Genomic DNA, 25,870 nt, shown 5'->3' on the forward strand with positions numbered 1-25,870 from the left:
AGCAGCGGACTTTTATGAACAACACACAAGACTTGTCGATCGTATCTCTCGTCATTCATGCGAGCCTGCTCGCGCAGGCCGTCATGGCCCTGCTGCTTCTGCTCTCGCTGCTGTCGTGGACTTTCATCTTCCGCAAGTGGTTCGCCATTCGGCGCGCGCGCGCGCAAACCGAGCGTTTCGAACGCGATTTCTGGTCCGGCGGCGACCTGCAGGCGCTGTATCAAAGCGCGGCGAACAACCGTCACACCATCGGCGCGCTCGAGCGTATCTTCGAATCGGGCATGCGCGAGTTCTTGAAGGGCAAGGAGCGCCGCATCACCGATCCGGGCGCGATTCTCGACGGTTCGCGCCGCGCCATGCGGGCTGCCTTTCAGCGTGAAATGGACGTGCTCGAAGCGAATCTCGCGTTTCTCGCATCGGTCGGCTCGGTCAGTCCGTATATCGGTTTGTTCGGCACGGTCTGGGGCATCATGAATTCGTTCCGCGGCCTCGCAAACGTACAGCAGGCGACGCTCGCCAACGTGGCGCCCGGCATTGCCGAAGCGCTCGTCGCGACCGCGATCGGCCTCTTCGCCGCGATTCCCGCCGTGGTCGCTTACAACCGCTACGCTCACGATATCGACCGCCTGGCGATCCGCTTCGAGACCTTCATCGAAGAGTTCTCGAACATCTTGCAGCGTCAGGCGCACTAAGGAGTCACGATGGCAGGCTCGTCCCGTTCCAGCATGCGCGGCAGTTCGCGCCGCGCCATGGCCGACATCAATGTCGTGCCGTATATCGACGTGATGCTCGTGTTGCTCGTCATCTTCATGGTGACGGCGCCGCTCGTGTCGCCTTCGATCATCAACTTGCCGACCGTCGGCAACGCGCAGCCGCAGGAACAGCAGCCGCCGCTCGTCATCAATATTAAAGCCGACGGCAGCATGAACGTGCGCTACAAGGAAGAAGGCGGCGCGACGCAAGAGCAGAGAATGACCAAGGACGACCTGAACACGTTCGTGCTCAATCGTCAGGAGTCGCATCCGGATCAACCCGTCGTCATCGCGGCGGACAAGACCGTGAAGTATGAAGTCGTCATGAACGTGATGTCCGATATGAAGGCGCGCGGCGTGAAGCGCGTCGGATTGCTCGTCAAATCGCAATGACCCTTTTGCAGAACCGGCAGACGCGCGGCTCATCAGCGCGACCCATCCGCCCGCCGCGCGAACGCGGTACGGGCCGCGCTTTCGCGCTCGCCGCCGTCATGCACTTGCTGCTTGGCTGGCTGCTATATCACGGCATCAACTGGCAGAACAACACCCCCGCCGGAGCCGAGGCGGAACTGTGGACCGAGATTCCCGACACGCCTGCTCCCACGCCGCGCGTCGCGCCCCCGCCGCCCGTGGCCGTGAAGCCGCAGCCTGCGCCGCCGCCCGCGAAGGACGAGGACGCCGACATCGCGCTGCAGGAAAAGAAGCGTAAGCAGGAAGCCGCCGCACGCGATGCACAATTGGCCGAGCAGCGCCGCCAGCAGGAATTGGCGCAGCAGGAAGCCGAAGCGAAGCGCCAGCAGCAAGTCGCCGCTCAAGCCGCCGCGGCAGCCGCCGCGCAGAAGGCCATGCAGGACAAGCAGAAGCAGATCGAACAGCAACGTCAGGCCGACCTGCAAAAGCAACAGCAGGCGAAGCTGCAACAGGACAAGGCGCGTCAGCAGCAACAAGCCGAAGCGCAAAAGGCCGAGCAGCTTCAGGAACAGAAGGAAGCCAAGGCGAAAACCGATGCCGAAGCCAAGGCAAAAGCCGATGCGCAAGCCAAGGCCAAGGCCGCGGCGCAGGCAAAAGCCAAGGCGGATGCGGAAGCGAAGGCGAAGGTCGATGCCGAACGCAAGTCGCGCCTCGCGCAGCTGCAAGGGCAGCTCGGCGGCGGCACGAATTCGAGCGGCGAAGGGCTGGCCAAGGGTGGCACCGGCAAGGGCGCGGGCGGCAACGCGGCGTCGGCGGGTTATGCCGAGAAGGTGCAGCGTCGCGTGCGGCCGAATATCATCTGGTCGGGCGAAACGTCCGGGCTGGAAACGGTCGTGTCGGTGCGCTGCGCGCCTTCGGGCACGCTGCTTTCGGCGACCATTACGCGGTCGAGCGGCAACGAGCAGTGGGACGCTGCCGCGTTGCGCGCGGTGCAGCGCTCCGATCCCATGCCGAAGGACATTAACGACCAGGCGCCGGGGTCATTTACGATCACGCTGCGCCCGGCTGGCAGTTGATTGCGCGGGATCACTGCAAAGCGCAAGACCGTTGCCGCACGGGAACGAATCGTGCAATCGGGGGTCTGTTTGTGCAGTCTCGGGTCACTTGAAAACGCATTTTTCTGGAACGAATACAGCATGAGTTTGATGAAGAAGCTTGGCTTGAAAACGCTGGTCGCATCCTGTCTGATCGCCGCCGGTACCGCCGCACATGCCCAGTTGAACGTGCTCGTGACTGGCGTCGGTTCTACCCAGTTTCCGATCGCCACGGCCAACTTCGCCAATGAGGGCAGCTCACCGCAACAGGTCAGCGCGATCATTCGTCAGGACCTGCAGAGAAGCGGCAAATTCACGAACATCGACGCGGGAGGCACGCCGGTTTCCGAGACCGATTCGGTCGATCTCGGCGCATGGAAAGCCAAGGGCGCGGACGCGTTCGTATCGGGTAGCGTGAACAAGCTGCCGAACGGCCAGTACGAAGTGCGCTTCCGTCTCTACGACACGGTCAAGCAGCAGAATCTCGGCGGTTTGTCGCTCGTTTCCGCCGAAAGCGGCCTGCGCATGAGCGCACACAAGATCGCGGACTACATCTACGCCAAGTTGCTCGGTGGCCGCGGCGTGTTCGCAACCCGTCTGTCCTACGTCATTCAGACGGGCGGACGCTACCAATTGCAGATTTCGGACTCGGACGGTCAGGACGCGAAGATCGCCCTTTCCAGCCCGGAGCCAATCATTTCGCCGGCATGGTCGCCGGACGGCACGAAGGTCGCCTATGTGTCGTTCGAAAAGAAGAAGCCGGTGGTCTACATCCACGATCTGCCGACCGGGCGGCGCGTGGTCGTATCGAATCAGAAGGGCAACAACAGTGCGCCGGCGTGGTCGCCTGACGGCAGCAAGCTGGCCGTGGCCTTGTCGCGCACCGGCAATACGCAGGTTTTCGAAGTCAACGCGGACGGCTCTGGCCTGCGTCGTCTGACGCAAGGCAGTTCCATCGATACCGAGCCGGCCTTCTCGCCCGATGGCAACTCCATTTACTTTACGAGCGATCGCGGCGGCCAACCGCAGATCTACAAGATGCCGGCGGCGGGTGAAAACGCCGGCGCGGCCCAGCGGGTCACGTTTACGGGCAGCTACAACACAAGCCCGCGCGTGAGTCCGGACGGCAAGCAACTCGCGTACATTTCGCGCACCGGTGGCGGCTTCAAGCTGTATTTGCAGGACCTCGGGTCCGGCACGGCGACGGGGCTGACCGACACGACGCATGACGAATCGCCGAGCTTCGCGGCGAATGGTCAGTACATCCTCTACGCCACCCAAGTGAACGGACGTGGCGTGTTGGCAGCCGTATCGACCGATGGTCGTACGCGGCAAGTCTTGTCCGTACAGGGCGGTGTGGTGCGCGAGCCGTCCTGGGGTCCGTTCATGCAGTAAGTTCAGCAAACACGTTCAAATACAACGTTCAGCTACAACACAAGGAGAGGTACCATGATGTCGAAACTTCGTATCGGCCTGGCAGTTGCGATGGTCGGCGCATTGGCAGCTTGTCACTCGGGCGTGAAGCTCGATGAAGGCGCGAACAAGGGCTCGGTCGGCACGCAGCCGAACCCGACGGACGTCAAGCAGGTCAACATCGACCCGCTGAACGACCCGAACAGCCCGCTCGCCAAGCGCAGCATCTTCTTCGACTTCGACAGCTACGCCGTGAAGGACGACTATCAGCCGCTGCTGCAACAACACTCGACGTACCTGAAGAGCCATCCGGAACGTCACGTCCTGATTCAAGGCAACACCGACGAGCGCGGCACGAGCGAGTACAACCTGGCGCTTGGTCAGAAGCGTGCGGAAGCCGTGCGTCGCGCCATGTCGTTGATGGGCGTTGCCGATTCGCAAATGGAAGCCGTGAGCCTCGGCAAGGAAAAGCCGATGGCGACGGGTCACGACGATTCGTCGTACGCACAGAACCGCCGTGCGGATCTCGCCTACCAGCAATAACAGTAGCAATAGCAGTAGTCCACGTAACGTAACTTAGTCACGGGTGAGTTGCCCTATGTTGTATCGCTTTTCCTTGCTGCGCCTTGCCGCAGCCGCGTGCGTCGCAGGTTCGACGATGCTTGCCGTGCCCGCGCACGCTGGCGTCTTCGACGACAACGAAGCGCGCAAGGCCGTACTCGATCTGCGCACGAAGACGGACAGTCTAGGCAACCAGTTGTCCGCCGCGCAGCGCACGATCCTCGATCAGTCGAATCGTATCGATCAGCTTAATCAGCAGGTCGCGACGCTTCGAGGGCAGAACGAGGATCTGGGCAATCAGGTTGCCACGCTGCAGAAGCAGCAGAAAGACTATTACGCCGACCTCGATACGCGCTTGAAGAAGTTCGAGCCGCAGCAGCAGACTATCGACGGCGTATCGGGCGCCGTGCAACCTGGCGAGACGGAAGCGTTCAACGCGGCATCGACCGAGTTCCGCAACGGTGACTACAAGAATGCCGCGACTTCGTTCAAGGCATTCGTCTCGAAGTATCCGCAGAGCCCGTATCAGCCGACCGCGCAGTATTGGCTCGGCAACGCGCTGTATGCGCAGCGCGACTACAAGGGATCAACTGCGGTCTGGCAGAATCTGGTGAAGACGTACCCAACGCATCCGCGAGCGCCTGAGGCGTTGCTCGCAATCGCGAATAACCAGATCGAACAGGGTCAGAAAGCGGCTGCTAAACAGACGCTGCAGCAGATCATCTCGCAGTATTCCGGCACTGAAGTCGCACAGTCGGCGCAGAGCAAGATGTCGCAGGTGAAGTGACAAGAAGCATCGAAGCATCGAGCGAAGCTTTCGGGTTTCGCGCCTCTCGAGACGAATGCCCGCGGGCCGTTGCGCCGCGGGCGTTTTTCTTTGTTTCGTCGATGCGCGCGCAGCCCGCGCTGCCTTGACAGAATCCGAAACGGCCGATTATAATTTCGCCTCTTTGGGTCGTTAGCTCAGCTGGTAGAGCAGCGGACTTTTAATCCGTTGGTCACAGGTTCGAATCCCGTACGGCCTACCAAAGAAATCGAAGGGCCGCGCTTAGCGCGGCCCTTTCCTTTTTCTTCGCTGGCTTCGCACCAGCACCAGTCTTCATCGTTCGAGCAATTCGACCCTTGGCGTCAACTCAAGCGCCGCTACTGATTCAAAGTTCGCGTTGGCCTCGCTCACAGCGCGATCCGCGTCTGCACGGCGCCGCTTGTACTTCAGGTGCTTGCCAAGTCCGGCGCCGAACACGATCAGTCCGGCGAGCGCGAATGGCCACTCGATGTAAGCCATCGTCAGCAATAGCAGGCCCCACGCCGCATGAGGCCAGAGCTTTGGCTGGGCTGGCACCGAACGCATGGCCACATCGAGTCGCGCGAGCGCCGCATCCAATCCGTCGACCGCGCCGTGCCGCTCTTGCAACCGCGCTTCGATCTCGTACACCGCGCGCATCGACTTTTCCTTCGACGGAAGCGACAACGATCCGATATCGCCCAGCAAACCGATCGCTTCGTTAACCTGCGCAAACGAAGGTCTCAGCGCGAGAAAAGTCGGTTCGTGTTCCGGCAGCCGCATCGCGCGATGAATGTCCAACCTGCTCACGCACACGCCGTGCGAGAAGAAATACCGCTGGATGGCAAGTGTTGTCCGGCCCTTGAGCTTCTGTAAAAGCTCCTCGTTGGCTTGCTCTCGTTTGCTCATGCTTCTGAATGCTCCTCGACGCTCGTTTAACCGTGGGCATTCTTTCCGCTCGCCGCGCGAAACGTCACTAGAACAATCCTAAACAGCGCTCGACCGTTCGAGACATCCTCTGTCCCAATGCTGCCTATAATCAAACCTCTCCGCTTCCAACCCAACGCACCGTCATGACCTCGAGCCTCGACGAAGCCATTCTCCGCGTGCTGCCAACCGAACGCGACGCGCTCGCGTGGCTCTCCACACCCGAAATTCGCCGTCGTCTCGAAGAGCGCGGGCATCGCGTTGGATACACGAAAAAAGTGCAGCGGCATCTCACCGCGCTCGAAGCCGAATCGCGCGTCATGTCGATGCAAAACGGCCGTGAACTGCTCTGGCAACGCAAACCGTGGCTGCATGGTCTGCAGGAAGGCGTCGGCTTGATGAGCGCATCGGAAGCGGTGGCGTTTCACATCCTGCAGCGCTTTGCCGGCAACAAGCTACCGAACGCGGTCACGCGCGACATCGACCCGCTCTTCAAGGCAGCCGAAGCGCGGCTCTCGCAGGAGAAGGCGGACAGCCGCATCTACCGCGCGTGGGCGGACAAGATCGATTCCGTCGATGGCGCCTTCACGCTGATTCGTCCAAAGCTGCGTCCGGACATCTTTCAGGCCGTGGCGACAGCGACTTTCTTCGAGCGCGAACTGCTCGTGCAGTACCGCGCCGCGTACAAAGGCGAGCAAGGCGACGCGCCAAAAACCAGGACGCTCTGGCCGCTCGCGCTCGTCGAATCCGCTGGCGTGATGTACATGGTCGCGCAGGACCCGGGCCGTGCGCCGCGCCCGGAAAAAGGCGAAAAGGAATGGGTGCGCGCGCTGTACAGGCTGGACCGCATTCGTTCGGTGTCCGAGTCGGGCGAGTCCTTCACGTATCCCGAAGACTTCAAGCTGCGCAAGTACATCGAGACGCAGCAGGTCTTCGACTTTCTGCCCGAGCCGCCCGTACGCCTCGAACTCGCGTTCGAAGGCAGTTCGGGCAACCAGCTACGCGAGTCGCCGATGTCGAAAGATCAGCATATCGACATGCTGCCCGACGGCCGCATGAAGGTGACCGGCACGGTGACGCCGAGCCTCAAGCTGCGCTGGTGGCTGCGCGCGCTCGGCGCGGGTGTCGAGATTCTCGCGCCGCAAACGCTGCGCGACGAATTCGCGGACGACTTCCGCAAGCTCGCGGCTCGGTACGCGCGTGCGAGTGAAACCGCCTAGCGCATGAAGTGCACGTTGACCTTCGGTCCGAACACTTCGCGCACCATGTCCACGAGATGATCGTGATGGCTCAAAAAAATCACCTGCGTGTGCATCGCGATTGCGCTCAAGACGCGCAGGCCGGCGCGCGCGCGGCCGTCGTCGAAATTGATGAAGAGATCGTCGGCCACGAACGGTAGCGGCGACGCCTTCTCGGCATGCTCCTCCAACGCAGCCAGACGCAGCGCGAGATAAAGCTGATCGCGCGTGCCTTCGCTCATGCCGGTGATTTCGACGTGTTCGCCGCTCTCGCGAATGGCGGCGAGCGCCATCGGCTGGCGGTCGTAATCCACGGCGAGCCGCGAGAACGCGCCGAGCGTGAGCTCCGAGAAAATCGTGCTTGCGCGCGTGAGCATCGGGCCTTGACGGCGTTCGCGGTATCGGTCGATCGCCCACTTCAGGAGCGTCGATGCCGTCTCCACCTTGACGAAGCGCTCGGCGGCATCGGCCATGACGGATAGCGCTTCCTGCCGCTTCGCTTCGGCGCGCGCGGCGTTGCCTTCGCCGGAGATCGCGTTGAGTTCGCGGCGCGCGGCATCGAGCTCCGTCGCCAGTTCGCTCGATGCCTTCACGGAATCGCCGAGCGCCGCACCGATCAGCGACAGTTCGCCGTGCAGACCGGACAGGTCCGCGCCCTCCACTTCCACGATCAGAACGTCGAGCGCGAGGCCGTCGCCACCCTGGATCAGCGCATCGCGCGCGGCATCGATCGCGGCGAGCAACGCGCGCTTCTTCTGCGACTTGCCGATGAGCGGCGCGAGCAACTCCGCGCTGTCCACGCGGGCCCGCTCGTAAAGCGGACGCAGCGCCGACTTCGCTTCCTCGACGCCCGCCTCGGCCCGGCTCACCTGCTCGCTCGCCGATGCCAGTTCCTTCTTCAGACGCTCGGCATCGGCACGCGCCGCGCACGCGGTATCGAGGCGCGCCGAGAGTTCGGCCGCGATTGCGCCGGGCTCACGCACATGGTTCGTGCCATCGAGTTCAAGCGCGAGCTGCCTTGCATCGGACTCGAACGAGGCGAGCGCCGCGCGCATGGCGTCGATCTGTCCGTGGCGAATGGCGTCGATCTGCACGAGCTGTTCGCCGATCTTGTGGACGATACCAATGGCCAATTCGGCCGCCGCCTGCGAGTCCGCCGCAGCCGCCACGCCCGCTTTCGCCGCGGCTTGCGACCATTCGGCTTGCCATCGCTCGAAGGCAAGCGCAGCGGCCTTAGCCGTGTTCTGCCGCGTGACCAGTTCCGCTTGTGCTTCGTCGAGTTGCCCGACGATATGACGCCGCTCGATCACCGCTTCGTCGATAGCGCCGATATGCGCTTCGGCGGCATCGCAAAGTGCGTCGAAGTCGGCGGTGGCTTCCGCCAACGGCAAATGCCGCGCGAGGTCTTCATGGCGCGTGGCCGCTTCGGCGCTTTCGCGCTCGAACTCTTCCGCGCGCCGGGCAAGCGTGCGCGCCGCCTCGATTACGTGCTCGCGACGCGTGAGCCATGAAGGGACGTCGTCGAGCGCCATCTCCGCGATCTGACTTTGTGATGCGAGCGCGTGCCACGCCGCATCGACGTCCGCGAGCGCTTTTGCGGCTTCGTCCGCGCTGTGTTGCCTTCGTGCGAGGGTTTCCTGATCGACCGCCATGCGACGCTGCAACGCGCTGAACTGCGTGGCTTGTCCGATGGAATCGAGTCTGCGGTCCGCAAGGTCATCGGCGGTGTGCATCGCCGTCTCGAAAAGCGGCGCGCCCGAATCGAGCGGCGTCGCGCCACTCTTGAGCGCGTGCCACGCGGTATCGCGCGTCTTGCGAGCACCGCGAACCTGATCGCCCGTGACGACATCATGCGTCTGCGTGAAATCGGCGAGTTCGGCTTGCGTGGCGTGCAGCGCGTCGTGCGCTTCGTTCATGCGATCGGCGGCGCGCATCAGCCGAAGCGCGAACTCCTGCCGCTCGCTGCGCAAGATGGCGATACGCTCGATCGACGGCAAATTCATCGCTTGCAGTTCGGCAATTGGCCGCGACCATTGGCCAAGCGATGCAAGGCCCGCTTCGAGCGCTTGCGCGGCTTCGCGGCGCGCGTCGCCGAGACGGTCTTGCGCCGCGCCCGTTTCGCGATACTTCTGCGCCTGCCGCAGCGCGCGACGCAACTCCTGCGAGACCTCGCCCTCGGCGATGCCGCCAAGTCGCACCTTCAATGTCCCGATCTGGGCGAGCGTTTCATCGACCGAGCGCGCCGCATTGCGCGCCGCCGTCTCCAACGTGCCGCGTTCGCGCATCAGGCTCGTGACCGTCTGCAACGCAAGCTGTCCGGGCAGCGCCTGACGCGCGCCCGCTTCGTTTTGCGGCCAGCCGAGTTCCGCGCAATCCTGCGCGACTTGGCGCAAGCGCGCGGCGACATCGTGTTCGAGTCGCGCGATGTCGGTCGCGTGATGCGCGCACCGATGACGCGTGGTGTCGAGCGCGCGTATCCGGGTTTCCAGCGCGAGCAACGCGTGGTCGATACGGATTTCGTTCAGCTCCGCCTGACGTTGCGCCGTCGCCTTCGCGTGCAGCTCGTGCGCGGTTTGCGCCGATGCAAGCCGTGTCAGCGCGCTTTGCAAGACAGCTTCGGCGTCGGCGGGAAGATCGGTGACTTCGCCGAGTTCCGCAAGCTCGGCCGCCTTCTCGCGCCACACGTTCAAATACGGCGCGACGCGGCGAATCCGCTCCAGCTTGCCGCGTTTCGCTTCGAGTTCCGCGCGACGCGTTTCGAGCGCGCGGCCGCGCTCCTCGGCTTCATCGACCGCCGTATATGTCTTGCGCCATTGCGTCGTGCGCACGCTTGCCATCTTTAGTTCGCTCGTGGCTTCCTCGAATTGCTTGAGGCCGATGTAATACGCGCGGTCGCCTGACTTGCGCTTGGCCCAGAGCGCGTCCGCCTCCTCGGCCAGGCGTTGCCGCACGGCGCCAAGACTCGCAATGCCCGCAGCCGATTGAAACAGCACCTGCCCGACATCGCTCGATGCATCGAGAATGCTTCGTCCGCCCGCAATCAATCCTTCGTGGCCGAGACAGTACATCTGCTCGAAGAAGCTCTTGTCCGCCGTGCCGATGAAGGGCGCGAGCGCATCGGCGGCGAGCGCGTCGCCATTGGCTTTGGCAAGCGACGCCTTGCGGCTCTTGGTGCGATGAAACGCGAGCGTCTCGTCGTTCAGTTGCAGCGTTGCGCCGAGTTGCAGATCGCTCTGCGGATGCACGAACGCGAGCGGCGAGCGCTGCGGAATGCCGAACAGCAATTCGGCAATCGCCGTCTTGATGGTCGACTTGCCCGCCTCGTTCGGTCCGACGATGAAGTGAAAATCCTGGGGCGCCGCCGGAAATTCGATGACGCGATCCGTGAACTTGCCAAAGCGAATCAGTTCTAGCTTGCCGATGCGCATGAGCCTATTCCGCATCCGCGAGTTGGGCGATCAGACCAGAGCGCACTTCGGCGACGATCCGCGCGAGATCGTCGTTTCGCACGTATTCGAGTTCGGGCACCGACTTTTGTAATTCACTCGGCGCCTGCGACGCCAGACCGATCAAACGCTCTTTCAACATGCTTAGAAATTCCGGGTCGGACTCGGCTTCGACCAACAAGGCGTGCAGGTCGGCGAGCGCATCGGCGCCGCCGGCGAACGGTTCGCCCGCCGCGCTCGAATGCACGATCGGCTGCGTCGCGATCTTCACTTTTTCCAGCCACAGACGGTCGTGGCTGATCGCCGCGATCTGCGCCAACACTTCGGCGCGCAGTTGCGCTTCGAGACCGAATAGCGCGCCATGCGCTTCGGTCGCGCCGGTGATGGTCACCCGCACCGCGAGCGGCACGGGTTGCGCGGCGGATTCGACGAGCGCATCGAGCGCGCGTCCGACCGCGAGCGCGACGTCATCGAGCGTGACGGCTTCGCTGGCATCGACGATAACGGACTCCCAGCGCAAGACATCGATGAAAAGCCGCTCGACGCTCACCTCTTCCGTCTCCGAAACGTGGACGATCACCGCGCCGCGCCGGCCCGTTTCGCGGATGTTGCGGCCCTGAAGGTTGCCAGGAAACACGATCGTGGAGGCCTCTTGCCAGATGGCGAAATCGTGCACGTGGCCAAGCGCCCAGTAGTGATATTGCCGCGCGTGCAACTCGGCGATCGAGCACGGCGCGTAACTCGCGTGCGCCGCGCTGCCTTCGAGCGCGGTATGCAACACGCCGATGTTGAAGTAGCCCTCGACCGGCTGCGGATACGCGGTGACGAGATTCGTCGTGACCGCTTTTTCCTTGAAGCTGTGGCCGTGCAGCGCCACCTTCAGGGCGTCGAGTCGAAAGGTCTGCGGCTTTCTGCTCGAAAACGTGTGCACGTTGTCGGGCAGCTGCAACTGGCTCGTCATCTCGCTCTCGGCGTCGTGATTGCCGAAGAGCACATAAACCGGAATGCCCGCGCGTCGCAAGCGCCCCATCTCGCGGCAAAAGAAGATGCCCGTGTTGTAGTCGCGCCAGGTGCCGTCGTAGAGATCGCCCGCGATGACCATGAAGTCCACCGCCTCTTCGAGCGCGACATCGACGAGCTTCGTGAATGCATCGCGCGTGGCGTTGCGCAAGAGATCGGCGGGCGCGTCGGCATAAGCGGCGAGACCGTGCAACGGGCTGTCCAGATGGATATCCGCCGCGTGAACGAACCGCATGGCGTTGCCTCCTTTTTGATGTACTCGATGACCGCGCGGAGCGACGATGATAGCAGCCGCAATGAACGAATCGCGTCGCGTTGGAACGCGTTTCTTCGGGACGCGATTTGTCCCTGCGGGCTTGCACAATGACTCACTCGCATCCGCCGAAGAACGAACAGAACGAGGAGAACAAGTGAGCGCAACGAGCCCTTACACCACGCAGACAGTCGATGCCGCCATCGTGCATCTGGAACGCGTCCTGTCGAAGGAAGGCGCGAATTCGCTGTTCGGCCAGACGTACTGGCGCAGTCGCGTGCAGCAGGTCAGCGCGACGCGCGGCCTGCATCGCGACCAGCGCATGCGGCTCGAACGTCTCATGCGGCTGCTTTCGGACGTTTCGAGCGCCGCGCTATGTCTATGACACTCAAGCCCGCACGAGCGCTTGTGCCAGCGCAACGAACTCCGCCACCGGCACTTCTTCGGCGCGACGCGCGAGATCGAAGCCGAGCGCGTCGAAGTCGATTCTGTCGCGATACGCGCCGAGATTGTTGCGCAGGACCTTGCGACGCTGCGCGAAAGCAGCCTTGACGACTTCACTCAAGGTCGCCTCATCCACCACGGGCAGTTCGTGCGGCGCGAACGGAATCATCCGCACGATCGCGGAATTCACCTTCGGCGGCGGCTGGAAAGATTCGGGCGGCACGTCGATCAGCTTGTCCATCACGTAGCGGTATTGCAGCATTACGGACAGGCGGCCGTAGTCCTTGCTGGCGGGCGCGGCAATCATGCGATCGACCACTTCGTCCTGCAGCATGAAGTGCTGGTCGATCACCTTGGGCGCGAAGCTCGTCAGGTGGAACAAGAGCGGACTCGAAATGTTGTACGGCAGATTCCCGACGATACGCAGCGTCGGCTTGTCGCCTTCCAGCGCGAGCGAGCCGAAGTCGAATTCGAGCGCATCGGCGGAATGCACGACGAGACGCTCGCCAAAGCGCTTTTCCAACCGGCCGATCAAATCGCGGTCGAGTTCCACTGCGTGCAGCGGCGACTCGGGCGTGGCCACCCGTTCGATCAGCGGCTCGGTCAGCGCGGCAAGACCCGGTCCAATTTCGACCATGCGTTCGCCGTGTTTCGGCGCGATCGTATCGACGATCGAATCGATCACGCCTTGATCGACGAGAAAGTTCTGCCCGAAGCGCTTGCGCGCGAAATGGCCCTGGTGTCTGGTGGACATCGGTCTGACGCCTTTGAAACTGATGTGAATGAAGAACCGCGCGACGCTCAGACGCCGCGCTTGTCTCGGTGCTTGTGGCGCGCCATCGTGACGGCGGCGTCGATGGCCGCGATCATGCTGCCCGCATCGGCGCGGCCCGTGCCCGCGAGATCGAGCGCCGTGCCGTGATCGACGGAAGTGCGGATGATCGGCAAACCCAGCGTGACATTGATGCCTTCGCCAAAGGTTGCGAATTTCAGTACCGGCAAGCCCTGGTCGTGGAACATCGCGAGCACGCAATCGGCGTCTTTCAGATAGCGCGGCTGAAACAGAGTATCCGCCGGATACGGACCCGGCGCGTCGATACCGAGCGCGCGAGCACATTCGAGCGCGGGCGCGATGACATCGATTTCCTCGCGGCCGAGATAACCGTTCTCGCCCGCATGCGGGTTCAGCCCGGTCACGAGAATACGCGGCGCGGCGAGGCCGAAATGCGCGCGCAGATCGTGATCGATGATGCGCAGCGTCTCGACCAATCCGTCGATGGTCAGTGCCGCGGACACGTCCTTCAGCGGCAGATGCGTGGTGGCAAGCGCAACGCGCAATGGCCGCTCGCCCGTGCCCGCCAGCATCATCACGACTTGCGGCGTATGCGTGCGCTCGGCGAGATATTCGGTGTGGCCGATGAAAGGCACGCCGGCGTCGTTGATCGTGCTCTTTTGCAGCGGTGCGGTAACGATGGCGTCGAACCGGCCTGCGAGCGCGCCGTCGATGGCTGCATCGAGCAGATTCAGCACGTAACGGCCGTTGGCCGCGTTCAGCTTGCCGGCCTCGGCGGGCGCGGCAAGCGCATGATGCTCGATCTCGATTCCACCATGCGCGGCAGGCCAGGACGCGGCGCGTGCCTTGAGCAACTCGCGGTCGCCCAGCACGACGAAGCGCGCTAACGGCCAGCGCGCGTGCGCTTCCTGCAAGGCGGCCGCCGTCAATTCCGGACCGACGCCCGCCGGTTCGCCCGTGGTGATCGCGATGGTGATCGCCGGGGCGAGCGGATGGGTGTCGGCGTTCATGCTGTCTTACTGCTGGGCTTGCGCCGCAATGCCCTTGTACTGCACGTAGGCGGTGTCACGCAGTTCGCGCAGCCAGTCGGAGTACGCCTGTTCCGCCTTGCGCTGACCAATGGCCTGACGCGCGATATCGAGCTGCTGCGTGGCCGACCCTTCCGCGTCGCGCCGGCCCAGCACCTGGATCAGGTGATAGCCGTATTCGCTGCGCACCGGGTCGCTCACGGCTTCGTCCTGCAGGCTGTTCATCGCGCGTTCGAACTCGGGCACGGTTTCGCCCGGGCTGATCCAGCCGAGGTCGCCGCCTTGCGAGGCCGAACCGTCTTGCGAATACGTGCGCGCGAAGTTCGCGAAATCGCCGCCCGAGAGCACTTGCTGCTTGATGTCGAGCAGCTTCTGGCGCGCCGACTGTTCCGACATGCCATCCGACACGCGCAGCAGAATGTGACGCACGTGCGTCTGCACGAGCTTCGGCGCATCGGCCGCGGTGCCCTGGCTCGCGCGGCGTTCGACCAGCTTGACGATCTCGAAGCCGCCGTCGGTGCGCAGAAGCGTCGGCACGACCTGACCGGGACGCAGCGTGGCCACCGCCGACACGATGCCCGCTGGCAACGTGCCCGGCGTGCGAAAGCCGAGGTCGCCGCCCTTGCCTGCGTCCGTGTCCTGCGAATTCTGCTTGGCAAGTTTCGCGAAGTCGTCGCCGTTTTGCGCTTGCTTAAGCACCGCGTCGGCTTGCGCCTGCACCTTCGCGACATCGGCGGAAGATGCGTCGGAAGGCAGCTTGAACATGATGTGCTGCAGGTGCAGATCGCTCGAGTTACGCGCGCCGGGACCGCGCTGGCTGGCGATGTAGTTCGCCACTTCGCCGTCGGACACGGTGATCTTGCTGTCCACTTCCTTTTCGCGCAGCTTGGAGAGCGTGAGTTCGGTGCGGGCGTCGCGCGTGAAGGTGGCCCAAGGCACGCCTTGCGCCTCGATGCGCGAGCGGTAGACGTCGAGCGTCATCTGGTTTTGCTGCGCGAGACGCTCGAGCGTGCGGTTCACGGTGGCGTCGTCGACGACGATGTTGTCTTCCTTCGCGCGCTGCAACTGAATGCGCTCGAGCACCATCTGATCGAGCACCTGCTGCTGCAATTGTTCAGCGGGCGGCACCGGCGCGTTCTGTTGTTGCAGACGTTGCGCGATGAGGCGCGAGCGGTCTTCGAGTTCGCGCCGCGTAATGACGCCGTCGTTGACGATCGCGACGACCGAATCGGTGACTTGGGCACTGCTGCCATTCGACAACGCCTGCGCACCGGCCGGCGAATTCAGGATCAGAGCGGCAGCGATCACGCTTGTTGCAACTACCGTCGATCGAAACATATTCACGTTTGCCACAGATACTCCATCAAATACGGGTCGTGCCCGTTCGTATGCTGCTTCTCGTGCGGTTCTGGCGAGCCGCCTTACTGCTTCTTAGCTGCGTGTTAGAGGATGCCTTGTCCGCCTGCGTTCCCCGAGGCTCACTCGTAGTTGCTGTAGCGGGCGAGCGGCGGCGCTGCTGGCGGCGGAGGCTGGTAGCCCTGGACGCTCGCGCGGAACGCGCTGACGAGGCCGTTGTCGACGTTCGACAGGCCCTTGAACGTAAGCTGCGCGAGCACGCGCGTGCCGGACGAGGGCTGACCGCTGGTGTTGACGCCATTGGCGTAACGTTGCGCGCCGAAACCAAGCGCCCAGCAGTCGGCATCGTACTGGAAGCCCACGAGGCCGTCGACGAGCCGATGACTCGCAAGATCATAATTGACACGAGCGACCGCATAGAGACGATTCGTGAGCGGCCACTCGCCGGACACCAGGATCTGGTTGATCGGCTCGTTCACGAGCGTGGTCTGGTTGGAACGCGTGTAGCGGTAGCCGACGTTGATCACCTTGCGGTCGGCCGGGCTGAACGCGAAGCCGATGCTCGAGCGCACGAGCTGATTATTGTCGACATTATATTGGAACGCGGTTTCCGAGGCGAAACCAGCTCCCAGCTTGATCGCCGCGCCCGCGATGAGGTCCGAGTGCTTGGCCTCGTTGATCGGCTGATCCTCGGAGATCGTGACGCGCTGGCTCGTGAAATAGTACTGCTGCGCGATGACGAAACGCGCACGTTCATCGCCCGTCGCCGGGTTGATGAAGCGCGTCGTGAGGCCCGCCGTGATGCGGTTAGCGTCCGCGATCCGGTCGTTGCCGACGAACGTGTTCGGCGTGTAGATCTCGGCGAGACCGAAGTCGGCTTCGGCGGTATCGAAGATCGGCGCGAAATTCTGGTTGTGATACGGCGTGTAGACGTAGTAAAGCCGCGGTTCCAGCGTCTGGATGTAGTCCTGGCCGAAAAGCCGCACCGAGCGGTCGAACACGAGACCCGAGTCGAAACTGAGCGTCGGGATCGATTCGGTGAAGTTCTTCGGCTGACCTGCCGGCGTCAGCGGTTGGCCCGCAATCGGCCCGGTCGCGATATGGCTCAGGTCGTAAGAGGCGAAGTGCCACTGAATCTTCGGCGTGACAAAGTAGCCCGGCGCGTTGACCCCGTAACTCACGTACGGGTTGAAGTACATGCGCTGACCGTCGGTCGCGCCTTCCTCGGTGATCGTGAAGCGCGTGAAATCCGCTTCGGCGCCGTAATCGAAACCGCCGACGTTGAACTTGCTGTACTGCACGTTCAACTGCGGTTCGCGCGCATACGGCGGGACCGACGGCTGCAACGTCTGCCAGCGCTGTTCGCGCGCAAGCACGGACCACGGTCCGTTGCTGTAGGTCAGACCCGCTTCCTGCTGGTAGAGCAACTGCGTGCCGTTCAGGAACTGGTTCGACGCGTTGCCCAGGTCTTCCGGATACTGACTGTCCGAAACCTTGTTGTAATTGACGTAACCCGCAAAGCCGCCGCCGAAGTTCTGAAAATGCTTCCAGAAGATGGCATAGCGGTTCGTGTGCGTTTCGCGGTCGTTCGGCAAATAGTCGCCAGTGAACGAGCCGGAGTAAGTAGGCGACAGATAGCGGTACGTCGCTTCCATCAGCACACCGCGCTGCGTCATGACGCGCGGCGTCACCGTCAGATCGCGATTAGGCGCGATGTTGAAATAGTACGGCGCCGTCAGTTCGAAGCCCGTGTTCGAACTCACCGAAAAAGTCGGCGGCAGAAAGCCACTGCGGCGGTCGCCCGTCAACGGAAACGACAGCCACGGGCTTGCGAATACCGGCACGCCCTGGAAGAACAGCACGCCGTTATGCGCGACGCCGTCTTCGGCGCCGGTATCGAAATCGAACGAACTGCCCTTGATGTACCAGGCCGGATTGGTTTCGCACGCGCAGGCCGTGTAGGTGCCGTGATCGACACGCGCCCGCTCGTTATCGATGATATCGATGCGCTCCGCGCTGCCCGAGCCGCCCGTCAGCAGGAAGTGGTACTTCGGGTTCGTCATGAACCCTTCGTTCGCCTCCACCTTCAAATGCGCTTCGGGACCCACGAACGACACGCCGTTGTTGATGAGCCTAACATTGCCGAAAGCATCGGCCATGTCGGTGTCCTGGTCGTAATGGAGCGCATCGCCCTTTATGACCGTCACCGTGCGCCGGATTTCCGCCGAACCTTTCGCCGCCATGTCCTCGTCGGACGTGCCAGTGGTCTTGTCGCCGAGAAGAAAACTCGTTGGCTGCTGGCCGCTCTTCAGCGGGCGCTCTTCCAGTTGGGGCGCGAGACGCAGGCTGCCGGGACCGTCGATTGGCTGCGGTTCGGCTGCGGGTCCTGCAAGCTGAGCGTGCGCGAAAGCGGGCATCAGGCCCGGAACGGATAAAAGCGCGGCGACGAGCCGCCGCCGGCGTGGCTGAGCGTCGCCTGGAATCTTCGATGCGGGAAACTGTCGTGGCGGCATGTATGGGTGGCGGTTCGATCCCGTTCGCGTCCTGAGCGCGATGCCGACAAGTCTGCGGCCGCGCTTTTGGCCGCGCTGTGACCGCACATGCGTCGAGGTCGAAACTGGACGGTCCGTTGCCAGGCAGGGACGACACTCGATCGAACGGTGACGCGGACAGTCGTCGGGCCTGGCGCCAGGCTTGAAACGGATCGCTTAAAAAAGTCGTGGGGTATTATATGGCAAGATGTTTTGCCTCTCGAATTTATGACGCACATTCCCCCCGATTCCCGCTTCGAACAACTTCGTTCGTGGCTGCAAACCCTCACCGATCGTTACCGGCTCGATGTCGCGACGCTCGCGCCCGCGTCGGCCGACGCCAGCTTTCGCCGCTACTTCCGGCTGGAGAGCGCATCGGAGCATGGCAGCACGCTCATCGCCGTCGATGCCCCGCCGCCCGAGAAATGCCGCGAGTTCGTGCAAGTGGCAGGCTTGCTCGAAACCGCCAACGTGCATGTACCGAAGATTCTCGAAGCCGACTTCGAGGCCGGCTTCATGCTCGTGACCGATCTCGGCACGACCACCTACATCTCCGTCCTCGATGAAAAGAACGCGCGCGGGCTCATGCGCGACGCCATCGACGCGCTGATCCGCTTTCAGCAGACTTCGCGCGAAGGCGTGCTCCCGCCGTTCGACGAAGCGTTCCTGCGTCGCGAGATGGAGTTGATGCCCGAGTGGTTCATCGGCCGTCACCTTGGCCGCGAGGTCACACAAGCCGAGCGCAAGACGCTCGACAAGACCTTCGATCTGCTCGTCAAAAGCGCGCTCGCGCAACCGCGCACTTTCATGCTGCGCGACTTCATGCCGCGCAATCTGATGGTCGCGGAGCCGAACCCCGGCGTGCTGGATTTTCAGGACGCGGTGTACGGGCCGATTGCGTACGACATCGCATCGCTCATGCGCGACGCGTTCATCAGCTGGGACGAAGAGTTTCAGCTCGACTGCATCGTGTACTACTGGGAACGCGCGCGAAAGGCCGGCCTTCCGGTCGATGCGGACTTCGGCGAGTTCTATCGTCAGGTCGAGTGGATGGGCCTGCAGCGGCACATCAAGGTGCTCGGGCTGTTCGCGCGCATTCATTATCGCGATGGCAAGTCGCACTATCTGGCGGACTTGCCGCGCTTCATCGGCTACGCGCGCAAGGTGGCCGAACGCTACGCGCCGCTCTTCCCCTTCGCGCGTCTGCTCGATCAGTGGGAAGGCCGCGCGATCGAAGTCGGCTATACGTTCTGAGCGGCCATGAGTCAAACCCTCAACACGGCGATGATCTTCGCCGCCGGCCGCGGCGAACGCATGCGCCCGCTCACCGATTCCTGCCCGAAGCCGCTGCTTGAAGTCGGCGGCAAGCCATTGATCGTCTGGCAGATCGAGCGGCTCGCGGCGGCGGGCATCCAAACCATCGTCATCAATCACGCGTGGCTCGGCGAGCAGATCGAAGACGCGCTCGGCGACGGTTCGCGCTGGGGCGTCGAGTTGCGCTATTCCGCCGAGACCGACGCGCTGGAAACGGCGGGTGGAATCGCGCAGGCGCTGCATCTGATCGGGCGCGGCGTTTTTATCGCGGTGAGCGGCGATGTGTTCTGCGAGTTCGACTATGCGTCGCTCGGCGAACGCGCCGACAAGCTCGCATCGCGCGATACGCCCGGCATGCATCTCGTGATGGTGCCCAATCCGCCCTTCCATCCAAACGGCGACTTTGCGTTGCGCGAAGACGGACTGCTCGCCATCGACGGCGCGCCGCGCCATACGTTCGGCAACATCGGTCTCTACGACACGCGCATGTTCCATGACCTGACTCCGGGTACGCGCCGCGCGCTGACGCCGTATTACCGCGAGACCATCGCGGGCAGACGCGCCACCGGCGAGTTGTACGTAGGCCGCTGGGAGAACGTCGGCACGCCCGCGCAACTCGACGCGCTAGACCGGGAATTGCGCGCCCAAGGCTGAGGCGCGCCGGGATTGGGACGCATCCGATGGTAAAATGCGCACTTCTGCCGTCTTTTCCTTCCAGCCGCAAGCAGAAGCTGACACGCCAAGCCATCATGTCCGATACCCGTCCCGATACCCTCTTCGCGCTCACCGCGCTTTCGCCGCTCGACGGTCGCTACGCCTCCAAGACCGAAGCCCTGCGCGAATGGCTCTCCGAGGCCGCATTCATGCGTCACCGCGTGACGGTCGAAATTCATTGGCTGATCGCGCTGTCGCGTGCGGGCTTCGCCGAAGTGCCGCGCTTCTCCGAGGCATCCGAGCAATTTCTGCTGAGCTTGGCCGAGCGCTTCACGGCGCACGACGCGGCGCGCATCAAGGACATCGAGCGCGTCACGAATCATGATGTGAAGGCAGTCGAATACTGGCTGAAGGAATCGGTCAAGGGTCAGCCGGAACTGGAACGCGCGAGCGAGTTCATTCACTTCGCGTGTACGTCGGAAGATATCAACAACACGTCGCACGGGCTCATGCTCGCCGGCGCGCGCGAGCATGTGATCGTGCCCGCGCTGCGCTCGGTGCACGAGCGCCTGGTGAAGCTCGCGCACGCACACGCCGAACAGCCAATGCTCTCGCGCACGCACGGCCAGCCGGCGAGCCCGACGACGCTCGGCAAGGAAATCGCCAACGTTGCGGCGCGTCTGTCGCGCGCCATCGAACGTATCGTCGAGGTGCCGCTGCTTGGCAAGATGAACGGCGCGGTCGGCAATTACAACGCGCATCTGTCAGCGTATCCGGAGTTCGACTGGGAAGCGTTTTCGAAGGATGTCGTCGAAAACCGTTTGAAGCTCACGTTCAATCCGTACACGATCCAGATCGAGCCGCACGACTACATGGCCGAACTGTTCGATGCCGTCGCGCGCGCGAACACGATTCTGCTCGACCTCGATCGCGACGTGTGGGGATACATCTCGCTTGGCTACTTCAAGCAGCGCACGAAAGCGGGCGAGATTGGTTCATCGACGATGCCGCACAAGGTCAACCCAATCGACTTCGAAAACTCGGAAGGCAATCTCGGCCTCGCGAACGCGACGCTGCGCCATCTTTCCGACAAGCTGCCGATTTCGCGCTGGCAGCGCGACCTCACCGATTCGACGGTGCTGCGCAATATCGGCGTGGCATTCGGCTACTCGCTGCTCTCCTACGACGCGCTGATCCGCGGTCTGGACAAGCTCGAGGTGAACGCGGCGCGCCTGAACGAAGATCTCGACAATTGCTGGGAAGTGCTCGCCGAGCCCGTGCAAACGGTGATGCGCCGTTTCGGCATCGAGAATCCGTATGAGCAACTGAAGGAACTGACGCGCGGCAAAGGCATCACGCGCGAAGGCTTGCAGACGTTCATCAATGGTCTCGCGATTCCCGCGAATGCGAAGCAGTTGCTGCTCGACATGACGCCGGGTTCGTATATCGGCAAGGCGGTCGAGCTGGCGAAGCGAATTGCTTGACGTTCGATCGGGCCGCTTGAGCCGGCCCTTCCGCACTTGCTCGCTTCATAAAAGAAGGCCCCGCGCTTGAACACGCGGGGCCTTTTTTGATGCCTATCGCTCCTGACTCAGCGCGTCTTGAGCTTCTCGATCACGTTATCCACGATCTGCTCAGGCGTGAGTTCAATACTCTCGATGATCGCCTCGTCTTCGCCCGGCTCCTCGAGCGTATCGAGCTGGCTTTGCAACAGCGACGGCTCGAAGAAGTGGCCTGTACGCGTCTGCAGGCGCTCCTTCAACACGTCGAACGTGCCTTGCAGATAGACGAAAACGACGTCCTTGTCGCCATCGCGCAAGATGTCGCGATACGAGCGCTTCAACGACGAGCACGTGAACACCGCCGTTTCGCCCGCGCGCTTTTTCTCTTCGATCGCCGCGCGGATCGTCTTGAGCCACGGCCAGCGGTCGTCGTCCGTCAGCGGGATGCCCTTGTGCATCTTTTCCTTGTTGGCGGCGCTGTGGAACGCGTCGCCGTCAGTGAACGGGCACTGCAGGCGTTCCGCCAGCATTTCGCCGATGCGGGTTTTGCCGGCGCCCGAGACGCCCATCGCGATGAGAATCATCAAAATCTCCTTACACGACCGCCGCGAGCGCGAAGGTCAAACCTAAACCCATCAGGGAAATCAGCGTTTCGAGCAACGACCAGGTCTTGAACGTCTGTCCGACCGTCATCCCGAAATACTCTTTGATCAGCCAGAAGCCGCCATCGTTCACGTGCGAGAAGATCAGCGAGCCAGAGCCGGTAGCAAGTACCAGCAACTCGGGACTGACGTGACCGCCTGCCGCCGCTGCAATCGGCGCCACGATACCGCATGCGGTCGTCATGGCGACAGTCGCCGAGCCGGTGGCCAGGCGAATCAGCGCGGCGACGAACCAGCCGAGCAGCAAGGGCGAGAGATTCGCTTGCGAAGCGGTGGCGACGATCTGCTGAGAAATGCCGCTCTCACGCAGGATATTGCCGAAACCGCCGCCCGCGCCCACGATCAGCGTGATGCCCGCGATCGGCGCAAGACATTCGCCGCAGAACTTCTGGATCTGATCGCGATTGAAGCCGCGCGCCGCACCGAAAGTCCAGAAACTGACCAGCACGGCAATCAGAAGCGCCATGTCGGACTGACCGACGAAGCGTAGCAGGTCGTTGGGCAGCGTCTTCGGCGTGAAGACCAAGTCAGCCCAACTGCCGACGAGCATGAGAATCACCGGCAACAGAATGGTGAAGAGCGTAATGCCGAAGCTCGGCAGATCGCGCTTTTTTTCCGTATCGCCATGCTTGCTGATGAACTGGTCGGCCAGCGCATTGGCGTCCGGCAGCTTGATGTACTTGTGGATCATGAGCGCAAAAAGCGGCCCGGCGACAATGGCGGTCGGAATCCCGACGATCAGACCATACGCAATCGTCCTGCCGATATCGGCGTGATACGCCTGCACCGCGAGCAACGCGGCCGGGTGCGGCGGAATCAGACCGTGCACGACCGAAAGGCCGGCGACCATCGGCAGACCGATCAGCAGCAAGGACTTGCCCGTGCGTTTGGCGACATTGAACGCGATCGGAATCAGCAGCACGAAACCCACCTCGAAGAACACCGGCAAGCCCACGATGATCGCCACGACCATCATCGCCCAGTGAATGTTCTTTTCGCCGAAGACATTGATCAGCGTATTGGCGACGCGCTCGGCGCCGCCGGATTCCGCCATCATTTTGCCGAGCATCGTGCCGAGACCCACGACGATGGCAATATGCCCGAGCGTATTGCCGTTGCCGGTCTCGAACGCCTTGACGATCTTGTCCATCGGCATGCCGACCGCAAGCGCGAGCAGCACGGACACGATGATCAGAACGAGAAACGGGTAAACCTTAAAACGCGCGATCATCAGGATCAGAACCGCGATCGCGATCACCGCATAGAGCAGGAGCATGCTCCCGTGGACGGCCGGCATGACGCCTCCTTTGATTTTGTTGAGGTTTTTGGCGCTATGCGTGCGTTTGCCGTCGCTGCAAAGAAGCAACAGGCAAGCGCGTGCACCGCGCCGAAGAATCGGGATTTTACTGGTAAGCGGGAAAGTCGTCCGTAAAGCGGTCGAAGGACAACATAAAGCTGAATTTGGATGCGCGCGCCGTCGCTTGAATGTGAAAAAAGCCGACTCTCGTTGAGAGTCGGCTCTTTCGTGCCTATTGCTTCGCGCTAATTCGAACAGCTTGAATCAAGACGCCGGATTCGCGGTCGATGCGGCAGAACCGCAGGTGAAGGTGATCTCGCGCGGATCGTTGCGGCCTTGATTGCCTTGCAGACCGTCGACTGCCTGCACCAAAACCACTTGGCGATCCTGGCAAATCTTTGTCGCCGCGCTCATGCACGACTTCTGCGACTCGAACAGACCGGAGCATGTGACACGATAGGCTTCGCCCTGATTTGCGATGTTCACCTTTCGAGCCGTATAGGCCATGCCTGTGTCGGTGGTGCATGCAGACAACATTGCCGCTGCGGAGATGATGGAAATAAGATACTTGAACATCTTTCAACTGCCGGGTAATTGATGGTTGCTTGAATCGAGCGCCTGGGCAAACGCGCGACTACGCGAATGCCCAGGCTTTGCTTCCTGACTGTCACGTCAGGAAGTTTGCTTTACCACCGGTACGAAGCGTTGGCGCTGTACACGGTGCCATTGCGGCTCGTACCCGCACCCGCCTGCAACACGAGGTTCTGCGTGACGCGCAGGTTCATCGCGACGGCAGCCGCCGCATAACCCTGATACGCGGCGCCGCCTACACCGACGGACATATCCTTGTCCTGATCGATGTGCGGGACCATGGCCAGAGCCGTAGCCGCTGCAATACCCGAGTAGGCGGTGCGACCGATGTTGGTGACCTGGCTTTGCATCCCGGCAACCGCACCGTCCGTGTAGCTGTTGGATTGCGCGACCGCGTCGTTCAACTGGTTCACGTTGACCATATCCGTGTCTTGCGTACCAGCCGCGACGTTGGTGATCTGACGCTCACTTCCCACCGCACCAACCGACACCGTCTGAGCACGATCCGCCACGGAACTTGCACCCAAGGCAACGGAGTTGTCCGCCGTAGCCTGGCTGCCTGCGCCGATCGCCGTTGCGTAGTTCCCGCTCGCAAGGGCATTCGTGCCCATTGCGGTGGTGTTCATGCCCGTGGCTTGTGCGTTAGCGCCGCTTGCTACAGCGTGCGGACCGCTAGCCACGGCCGCTTCGGTCGTGCGGTCGCCATCAGCCGCAAAGAGCGGATTCGCACTCGCGGTGACGTTCTGGATGGAACTGGCCAGCGCGTCGAGCTGCGCCTTATTGGCCAAGTCGGTCGGAGCGACACCTGCTTGAACGCCATGGATCTGCGTGCCTTGGGCGCCGCTCAGCGTGATGTTGCTGTAGTCGGTGTTGCCGTTGGCATCCGTGTCGAACGTTGCGGCCGTCTTCGCGGTTTGATTGCCGTAGAGGCCAGAATCCTTCAACTGACCAACCGTTGCAACGTCACTGTCAGCAATACCGTTCGCGATGTTGGTAATACGCAGCTTGTCCGTGCTGTTGCCGAACGACACTGTGTTCGCCTGGTCGGCGACAGCGTTGGTAGCCAAAGCCACCGCGTTGTCGGCCGTCGCCACGGCGTTGCCGCCGATTGCGATCGAGTTCTTGCCCGTTGCCGACGAGTCGATCAGAACGGAGTTGGCATGGAAGTACTTGATGCCACCCCCGTTCGCGGCAGTGCTCATGGCCGTCGAGATGCTCGTGACGTCGGTCATCGCAGTGCTCACGGTCGTCGACATCGAGTCGATGCCCGTCGACAGTGAGTTCACAGTGGTCGACATCGAGTTGACGGTCGTCGAGATCGACGTGGAGAGCGAACTGAAGCCCGTCGAGAGCGAGGACACACCTGTCGAGAGCGAGGACATGCCCGTCGACAAGGAATCCACGCCCGTGGACATCGAATTGATCGTCGTTGAAGACGACGTCGACAGCGAATTGACACCCGTCGAGAGCGAGTCAACACCGGTCGACAGCGAGGTGATGGCCGTTGACGAAGACGTCGAAATGGAGTCGATACCCGTGGACAACGAACTCATCGCCGTCGAAGACGACGTGGACAACGAGCTGACGCCTGTTGAGAGCGAATCAACACCCGTGGACAGCGAGCTGACCGCCGTCGAAGACGACGTGGACATCGAGCTGATGCCTGTGGACAGCGAGCTAACACCGGTCGAGAGCGAACTGATCGCCGTCGAAGACGACGTCGACAGCGAGCTGATACCTGTGGACAGCGAGCTGATGCCCGTGGACAGCGAACTCACTCCCGTGGACAGCGAGCTGAC

At 62.5% G+C, this 25,870-nt stretch carries 23 protein-coding genes and 1 tRNA gene; 13 read left to right on the forward strand and 11 right to left on the reverse strand.

All coding sequences use genetic code 11. The features are described from left to right. The first annotated feature begins 14 nt into the window (after positions 1 to 14). The 7 genes from tolQ to NCR98_RS11145 all read left to right on the forward strand — a co-directional run bounded on the left by tolQ (position 15) and on the right by NCR98_RS11145 (position 5,259). On the forward strand, positions 15 to 692 hold the full coding sequence (tolQ, locus tag NCR98_RS11115; protein WP_016346195.1) for a protein TolQ: 678 nt from the start codon (positions 15 to 17) through the stop codon (positions 690 to 692). Positions 693 to 701: 9 nt separating this feature from the next. Then, positions 702 to 1,145: a protein TolR gene (gene tolR, locus NCR98_RS11120; protein WP_244826192.1), complete on the forward strand. Its 444-nt coding sequence runs from the start codon at positions 702 to 704 to the stop codon at positions 1,143 to 1,145. After that, positions 1,142 to 2,239 (forward strand): cell envelope integrity protein TolA, encoded by a 1,098-nt coding sequence (gene tolA, locus NCR98_RS11125; protein WP_244826193.1) that lies wholly within the window; start codon positions 1,142 to 1,144, stop codon positions 2,237 to 2,239. Before tolR ends, tolA begins: the two co-directional genes overlap by 4 nt. A gap of 120 nt (positions 2,240 to 2,359) precedes the next feature. Then, positions 2,360 to 3,652, forward strand: a complete 1,293-nt coding sequence (tolB, locus tag NCR98_RS11130) for a Tol-Pal system beta propeller repeat protein TolB (protein ID WP_244826194.1) — start codon at positions 2,360 to 2,362, stop codon at positions 3,650 to 3,652. Positions 3,653 to 3,706: 54 nt separating this feature from the next. Next, complete coding sequence (gene pal / locus NCR98_RS11135; protein ID WP_244826195.1) at positions 3,707 to 4,213, forward strand: peptidoglycan-associated lipoprotein Pal; 507 nt, start codon at positions 3,707 to 3,709, stop codon at positions 4,211 to 4,213. Between the two features lie 55 nt (positions 4,214 to 4,268). Further along, the gene (gene ybgF / locus NCR98_RS11140; protein ID WP_244826196.1) at positions 4,269 to 5,018 is read left to right on the forward strand and encodes a tol-pal system protein YbgF; all 750 of its coding nucleotides are present in this window, start codon (positions 4,269 to 4,271) and stop codon (positions 5,016 to 5,018) included. A gap of 165 nt (positions 5,019 to 5,183) precedes the next feature. Continuing rightward, positions 5,184 to 5,259 (forward strand) — tRNA-Lys (locus NCR98_RS11145). A 71-nt stretch (positions 5,260 to 5,330) separates the two neighbouring features. On the opposite strand, the gene NCR98_RS11150 is transcribed toward NCR98_RS11145, so the two are convergent. Beyond that, a complete protein-coding gene (locus NCR98_RS11150; RefSeq protein WP_250526218.1) occupies positions 5,331 to 5,924 on the reverse strand; it encodes a hypothetical protein in 594 nt (197 codons plus the stop codon). 164 nt (positions 5,925 to 6,088) lie between these two features. On the opposite strand from NCR98_RS11150, the gene NCR98_RS11155 reads away from it, so the two are divergent. Further along, positions 6,089 to 7,162 (forward strand): helix-turn-helix transcriptional regulator, encoded by a 1,074-nt coding sequence (locus NCR98_RS11155; protein WP_244826198.1) that lies wholly within the window; start codon positions 6,089 to 6,091, stop codon positions 7,160 to 7,162. On the opposite strand, the gene NCR98_RS11160 is transcribed toward NCR98_RS11155, so the two are convergent. Together NCR98_RS11160 and NCR98_RS11165 are read right to left on the reverse strand one after the other, a co-directional pair. Beyond that, a complete protein-coding gene (locus tag NCR98_RS11160; protein WP_250526219.1) occupies positions 7,159 to 10,608 on the reverse strand; it encodes an ATP-binding protein in 3,450 nt (1,149 codons plus the stop codon). The genes NCR98_RS11155 and NCR98_RS11160 overlap by 4 nt on opposite strands. 4 nt (positions 10,609 to 10,612) lie before the next feature. After that, positions 10,613 to 11,881 carry a metallophosphoesterase family protein gene (locus NCR98_RS11165; protein ID WP_250526220.1) on the reverse strand — a complete coding sequence of 423 codons (1,269 nt, stop codon included), beginning with the start codon at positions 11,879 to 11,881 and terminating at the stop codon, positions 10,613 to 10,615. A 175-nt stretch (positions 11,882 to 12,056) separates the two neighbouring features. Between NCR98_RS11165 and NCR98_RS11170 the strand changes: the two genes are divergently transcribed. Next, entirely contained in the window at positions 12,057 to 12,284 is a 228-nt protein-coding gene (locus NCR98_RS11170) for a hypothetical protein (RefSeq protein ID WP_244826201.1), read from the forward strand. Positions 12,285 to 12,287: 3 nt separating this feature from the next. Here the strand turns inward: NCR98_RS11170 and rsmA are convergent, their stop codons facing one another. From rsmA to NCR98_RS11190, 4 genes are all read right to left on the reverse strand, one after another. After that, entirely contained in the window at positions 12,288 to 13,097 is an 810-nt protein-coding gene (gene rsmA, locus NCR98_RS11175; protein WP_250526221.1) for a 16S rRNA (adenine(1518)-N(6)/adenine(1519)-N(6))-dimethyltransferase RsmA, read from the reverse strand. 47 nt (positions 13,098 to 13,144) lie between these two features. Further along, positions 13,145 to 14,146, reverse strand: coding sequence for a 4-hydroxythreonine-4-phosphate dehydrogenase PdxA (gene pdxA, locus NCR98_RS11180; protein WP_250526222.1), 1,002 nt, complete (start codon positions 14,144 to 14,146; stop codon positions 13,145 to 13,147). Between the two features lie 6 nt (positions 14,147 to 14,152). After that, entirely contained in the window at positions 14,153 to 15,517 is a 1,365-nt protein-coding gene (locus tag NCR98_RS11185) for a peptidylprolyl isomerase (RefSeq protein WP_502799741.1), read from the reverse strand. Between the two features lie 125 nt (positions 15,518 to 15,642). Continuing rightward, positions 15,643 to 18,033: an LPS-assembly protein LptD gene (locus NCR98_RS11190; RefSeq protein WP_244826204.1), complete on the reverse strand. Its 2,391-nt coding sequence runs from the start codon at positions 18,031 to 18,033 to the stop codon at positions 15,643 to 15,645. Positions 18,034 to 18,279: 246 nt separating this feature from the next. On the opposite strand from NCR98_RS11190, the gene NCR98_RS11195 reads away from it, so the two are divergent. From NCR98_RS11195 to purB, 3 genes are all read left to right on the forward strand, one after another. Further along, positions 18,280 to 19,305 carry an aminoglycoside phosphotransferase family protein gene (locus tag NCR98_RS11195; RefSeq protein ID WP_250465610.1) on the forward strand — a complete coding sequence of 342 codons (1,026 nt, stop codon included), beginning with the start codon at positions 18,280 to 18,282 and terminating at the stop codon, positions 19,303 to 19,305. A gap of 6 nt (positions 19,306 to 19,311) precedes the next feature. Further along, a complete protein-coding gene (gene murU, locus NCR98_RS11200; protein WP_250526223.1) occupies positions 19,312 to 20,019 on the forward strand; it encodes an N-acetylmuramate alpha-1-phosphate uridylyltransferase MurU in 708 nt (235 codons plus the stop codon). 95 nt (positions 20,020 to 20,114) lie between these two features. After that, entirely contained in the window at positions 20,115 to 21,503 is a 1,389-nt protein-coding gene (gene purB / locus NCR98_RS11205; RefSeq protein WP_250526224.1) for an adenylosuccinate lyase, read from the forward strand. Positions 21,504 to 21,610: 107 nt separating this feature from the next. Here purB and NCR98_RS11210 read toward each other — a convergent pair whose 3' ends face one another. The 4 genes from NCR98_RS11210 to NCR98_RS11225 all read right to left on the reverse strand — a co-directional run bounded on the left by NCR98_RS11210 (position 21,611) and on the right by NCR98_RS11225 (position 25,273). Next, the gene (locus tag NCR98_RS11210) at positions 21,611 to 22,105 is read right to left on the reverse strand and encodes a gluconokinase (RefSeq protein ID WP_244826208.1); all 495 of its coding nucleotides are present in this window, start codon (positions 22,103 to 22,105) and stop codon (positions 21,611 to 21,613) included. 10 nt (positions 22,106 to 22,115) lie between these two features. Continuing rightward, the gene (locus NCR98_RS11215) at positions 22,116 to 23,480 is read right to left on the reverse strand and encodes a GntP family permease (protein WP_250465615.1); all 1,365 of its coding nucleotides are present in this window, start codon (positions 23,478 to 23,480) and stop codon (positions 22,116 to 22,118) included. 264 nt (positions 23,481 to 23,744) lie between these two features. Then, positions 23,745 to 24,056, reverse strand: a complete 312-nt coding sequence (locus tag NCR98_RS11220) for a hypothetical protein (protein WP_250526225.1) — start codon at positions 24,054 to 24,056, stop codon at positions 23,745 to 23,747. 110 nt (positions 24,057 to 24,166) lie between these two features. Then, positions 24,167 to 25,273 carry a YadA family autotransporter adhesin gene (locus NCR98_RS11225; RefSeq protein WP_250526226.1) on the reverse strand — a complete coding sequence of 369 codons (1,107 nt, stop codon included), beginning with the start codon at positions 25,271 to 25,273 and terminating at the stop codon, positions 24,167 to 24,169. On the opposite strand from NCR98_RS11225, the gene NCR98_RS11230 reads away from it, so the two are divergent. Next, on the forward strand, positions 25,272 to 25,870 hold a 599-nt coding region (locus NCR98_RS11230; RefSeq protein ID WP_250526227.1), incomplete at its 3' end, for a hypothetical protein. The two genes, NCR98_RS11225 and NCR98_RS11230, sit on opposite strands and share 2 nt — an antisense overlap.

The sequence above is a fragment of the Caballeronia sp. GAWG2-1 genome (assembly GCF_023631405.1).
Taxonomy (GTDB): domain Bacteria; phylum Pseudomonadota; class Gammaproteobacteria; order Burkholderiales; family Burkholderiaceae; genus Caballeronia.

What these genes read in the sequence shown, in the direction of transcription:
- tolQ (WP_016346195.1), top strand. Translation starts at nt 15, where the DNA reads ATGAACAACACACAAGACTTGTCGATCGTATCTCTCGTCATTCATGCG.
- tolR (WP_244826192.1), top strand. Translation starts at nt 702, where the DNA reads ATGGCAGGCTCGTCCCGTTCCAGCATGCGCGGCAGTTCGCGCCGCGCC.
- tolA (WP_244826193.1), top strand. Translation starts at nt 1,142, where the DNA reads ATGACCCTTTTGCAGAACCGGCAGACGCGCGGCTCATCAGCGCGACCC.
- tolB (WP_244826194.1), top strand. Translation starts at nt 2,360, where the DNA reads ATGAGTTTGATGAAGAAGCTTGGCTTGAAAACGCTGGTCGCATCCTGT.
- pal (WP_244826195.1), top strand. Translation starts at nt 3,707, where the DNA reads ATGATGTCGAAACTTCGTATCGGCCTGGCAGTTGCGATGGTCGGCGCA.
- ybgF (WP_244826196.1), top strand. Translation starts at nt 4,269, where the DNA reads ATGTTGTATCGCTTTTCCTTGCTGCGCCTTGCCGCAGCCGCGTGCGTC.
- NCR98_RS11150 (WP_250526218.1), bottom strand. Translation starts at nt 5,924, where the DNA reads ATGAGCAAACGAGAGCAAGCCAACGAGGAGCTTTTACAGAAGCTCAAG.
- NCR98_RS11155 (WP_244826198.1), top strand. Translation starts at nt 6,089, where the DNA reads ATGACCTCGAGCCTCGACGAAGCCATTCTCCGCGTGCTGCCAACCGAA.
- NCR98_RS11160 (WP_250526219.1), bottom strand. Translation starts at nt 10,608, where the DNA reads ATGCGCATCGGCAAGCTAGAACTGATTCGCTTTGGCAAGTTCACGGAT.
- NCR98_RS11165 (WP_250526220.1), bottom strand. Translation starts at nt 11,881, where the DNA reads ATGCGGTTCGTTCACGCGGCGGATATCCATCTGGACAGCCCGTTGCAC.
- rsmA (WP_250526221.1), bottom strand. Translation starts at nt 13,097, where the DNA reads ATGTCCACCAGACACCAGGGCCATTTCGCGCGCAAGCGCTTCGGGCAG.
- pdxA (WP_250526222.1), bottom strand. Translation starts at nt 14,146, where the DNA reads ATGAACGCCGACACCCATCCGCTCGCCCCGGCGATCACCATCGCGATC.
- NCR98_RS11190 (WP_244826204.1), bottom strand. Translation starts at nt 18,033, where the DNA reads ATGCCGCCACGACAGTTTCCCGCATCGAAGATTCCAGGCGACGCTCAG.
- NCR98_RS11195 (WP_250465610.1), top strand. Translation starts at nt 18,280, where the DNA reads ATGACGCACATTCCCCCCGATTCCCGCTTCGAACAACTTCGTTCGTGG.
- murU (WP_250526223.1), top strand. Translation starts at nt 19,312, where the DNA reads ATGAGTCAAACCCTCAACACGGCGATGATCTTCGCCGCCGGCCGCGGC.
- purB (WP_250526224.1), top strand. Translation starts at nt 20,115, where the DNA reads ATGTCCGATACCCGTCCCGATACCCTCTTCGCGCTCACCGCGCTTTCG.
- NCR98_RS11210 (WP_244826208.1), bottom strand. Translation starts at nt 22,105, where the DNA reads ATGATTCTCATCGCGATGGGCGTCTCGGGCGCCGGCAAAACCCGCATC.
- NCR98_RS11215 (WP_250465615.1), bottom strand. Translation starts at nt 23,480, where the DNA reads ATGCCGGCCGTCCACGGGAGCATGCTCCTGCTCTATGCGGTGATCGCG.
- NCR98_RS11220 (WP_250526225.1), bottom strand. Translation starts at nt 24,056, where the DNA reads ATGTTCAAGTATCTTATTTCCATCATCTCCGCAGCGGCAATGTTGTCT.
- NCR98_RS11225 (WP_250526226.1), bottom strand. Translation starts at nt 25,273, where the DNA reads ATGAGCACTGCCGCGAACGGGGGTGGCATCAAGTACTTCCATGCCAAC.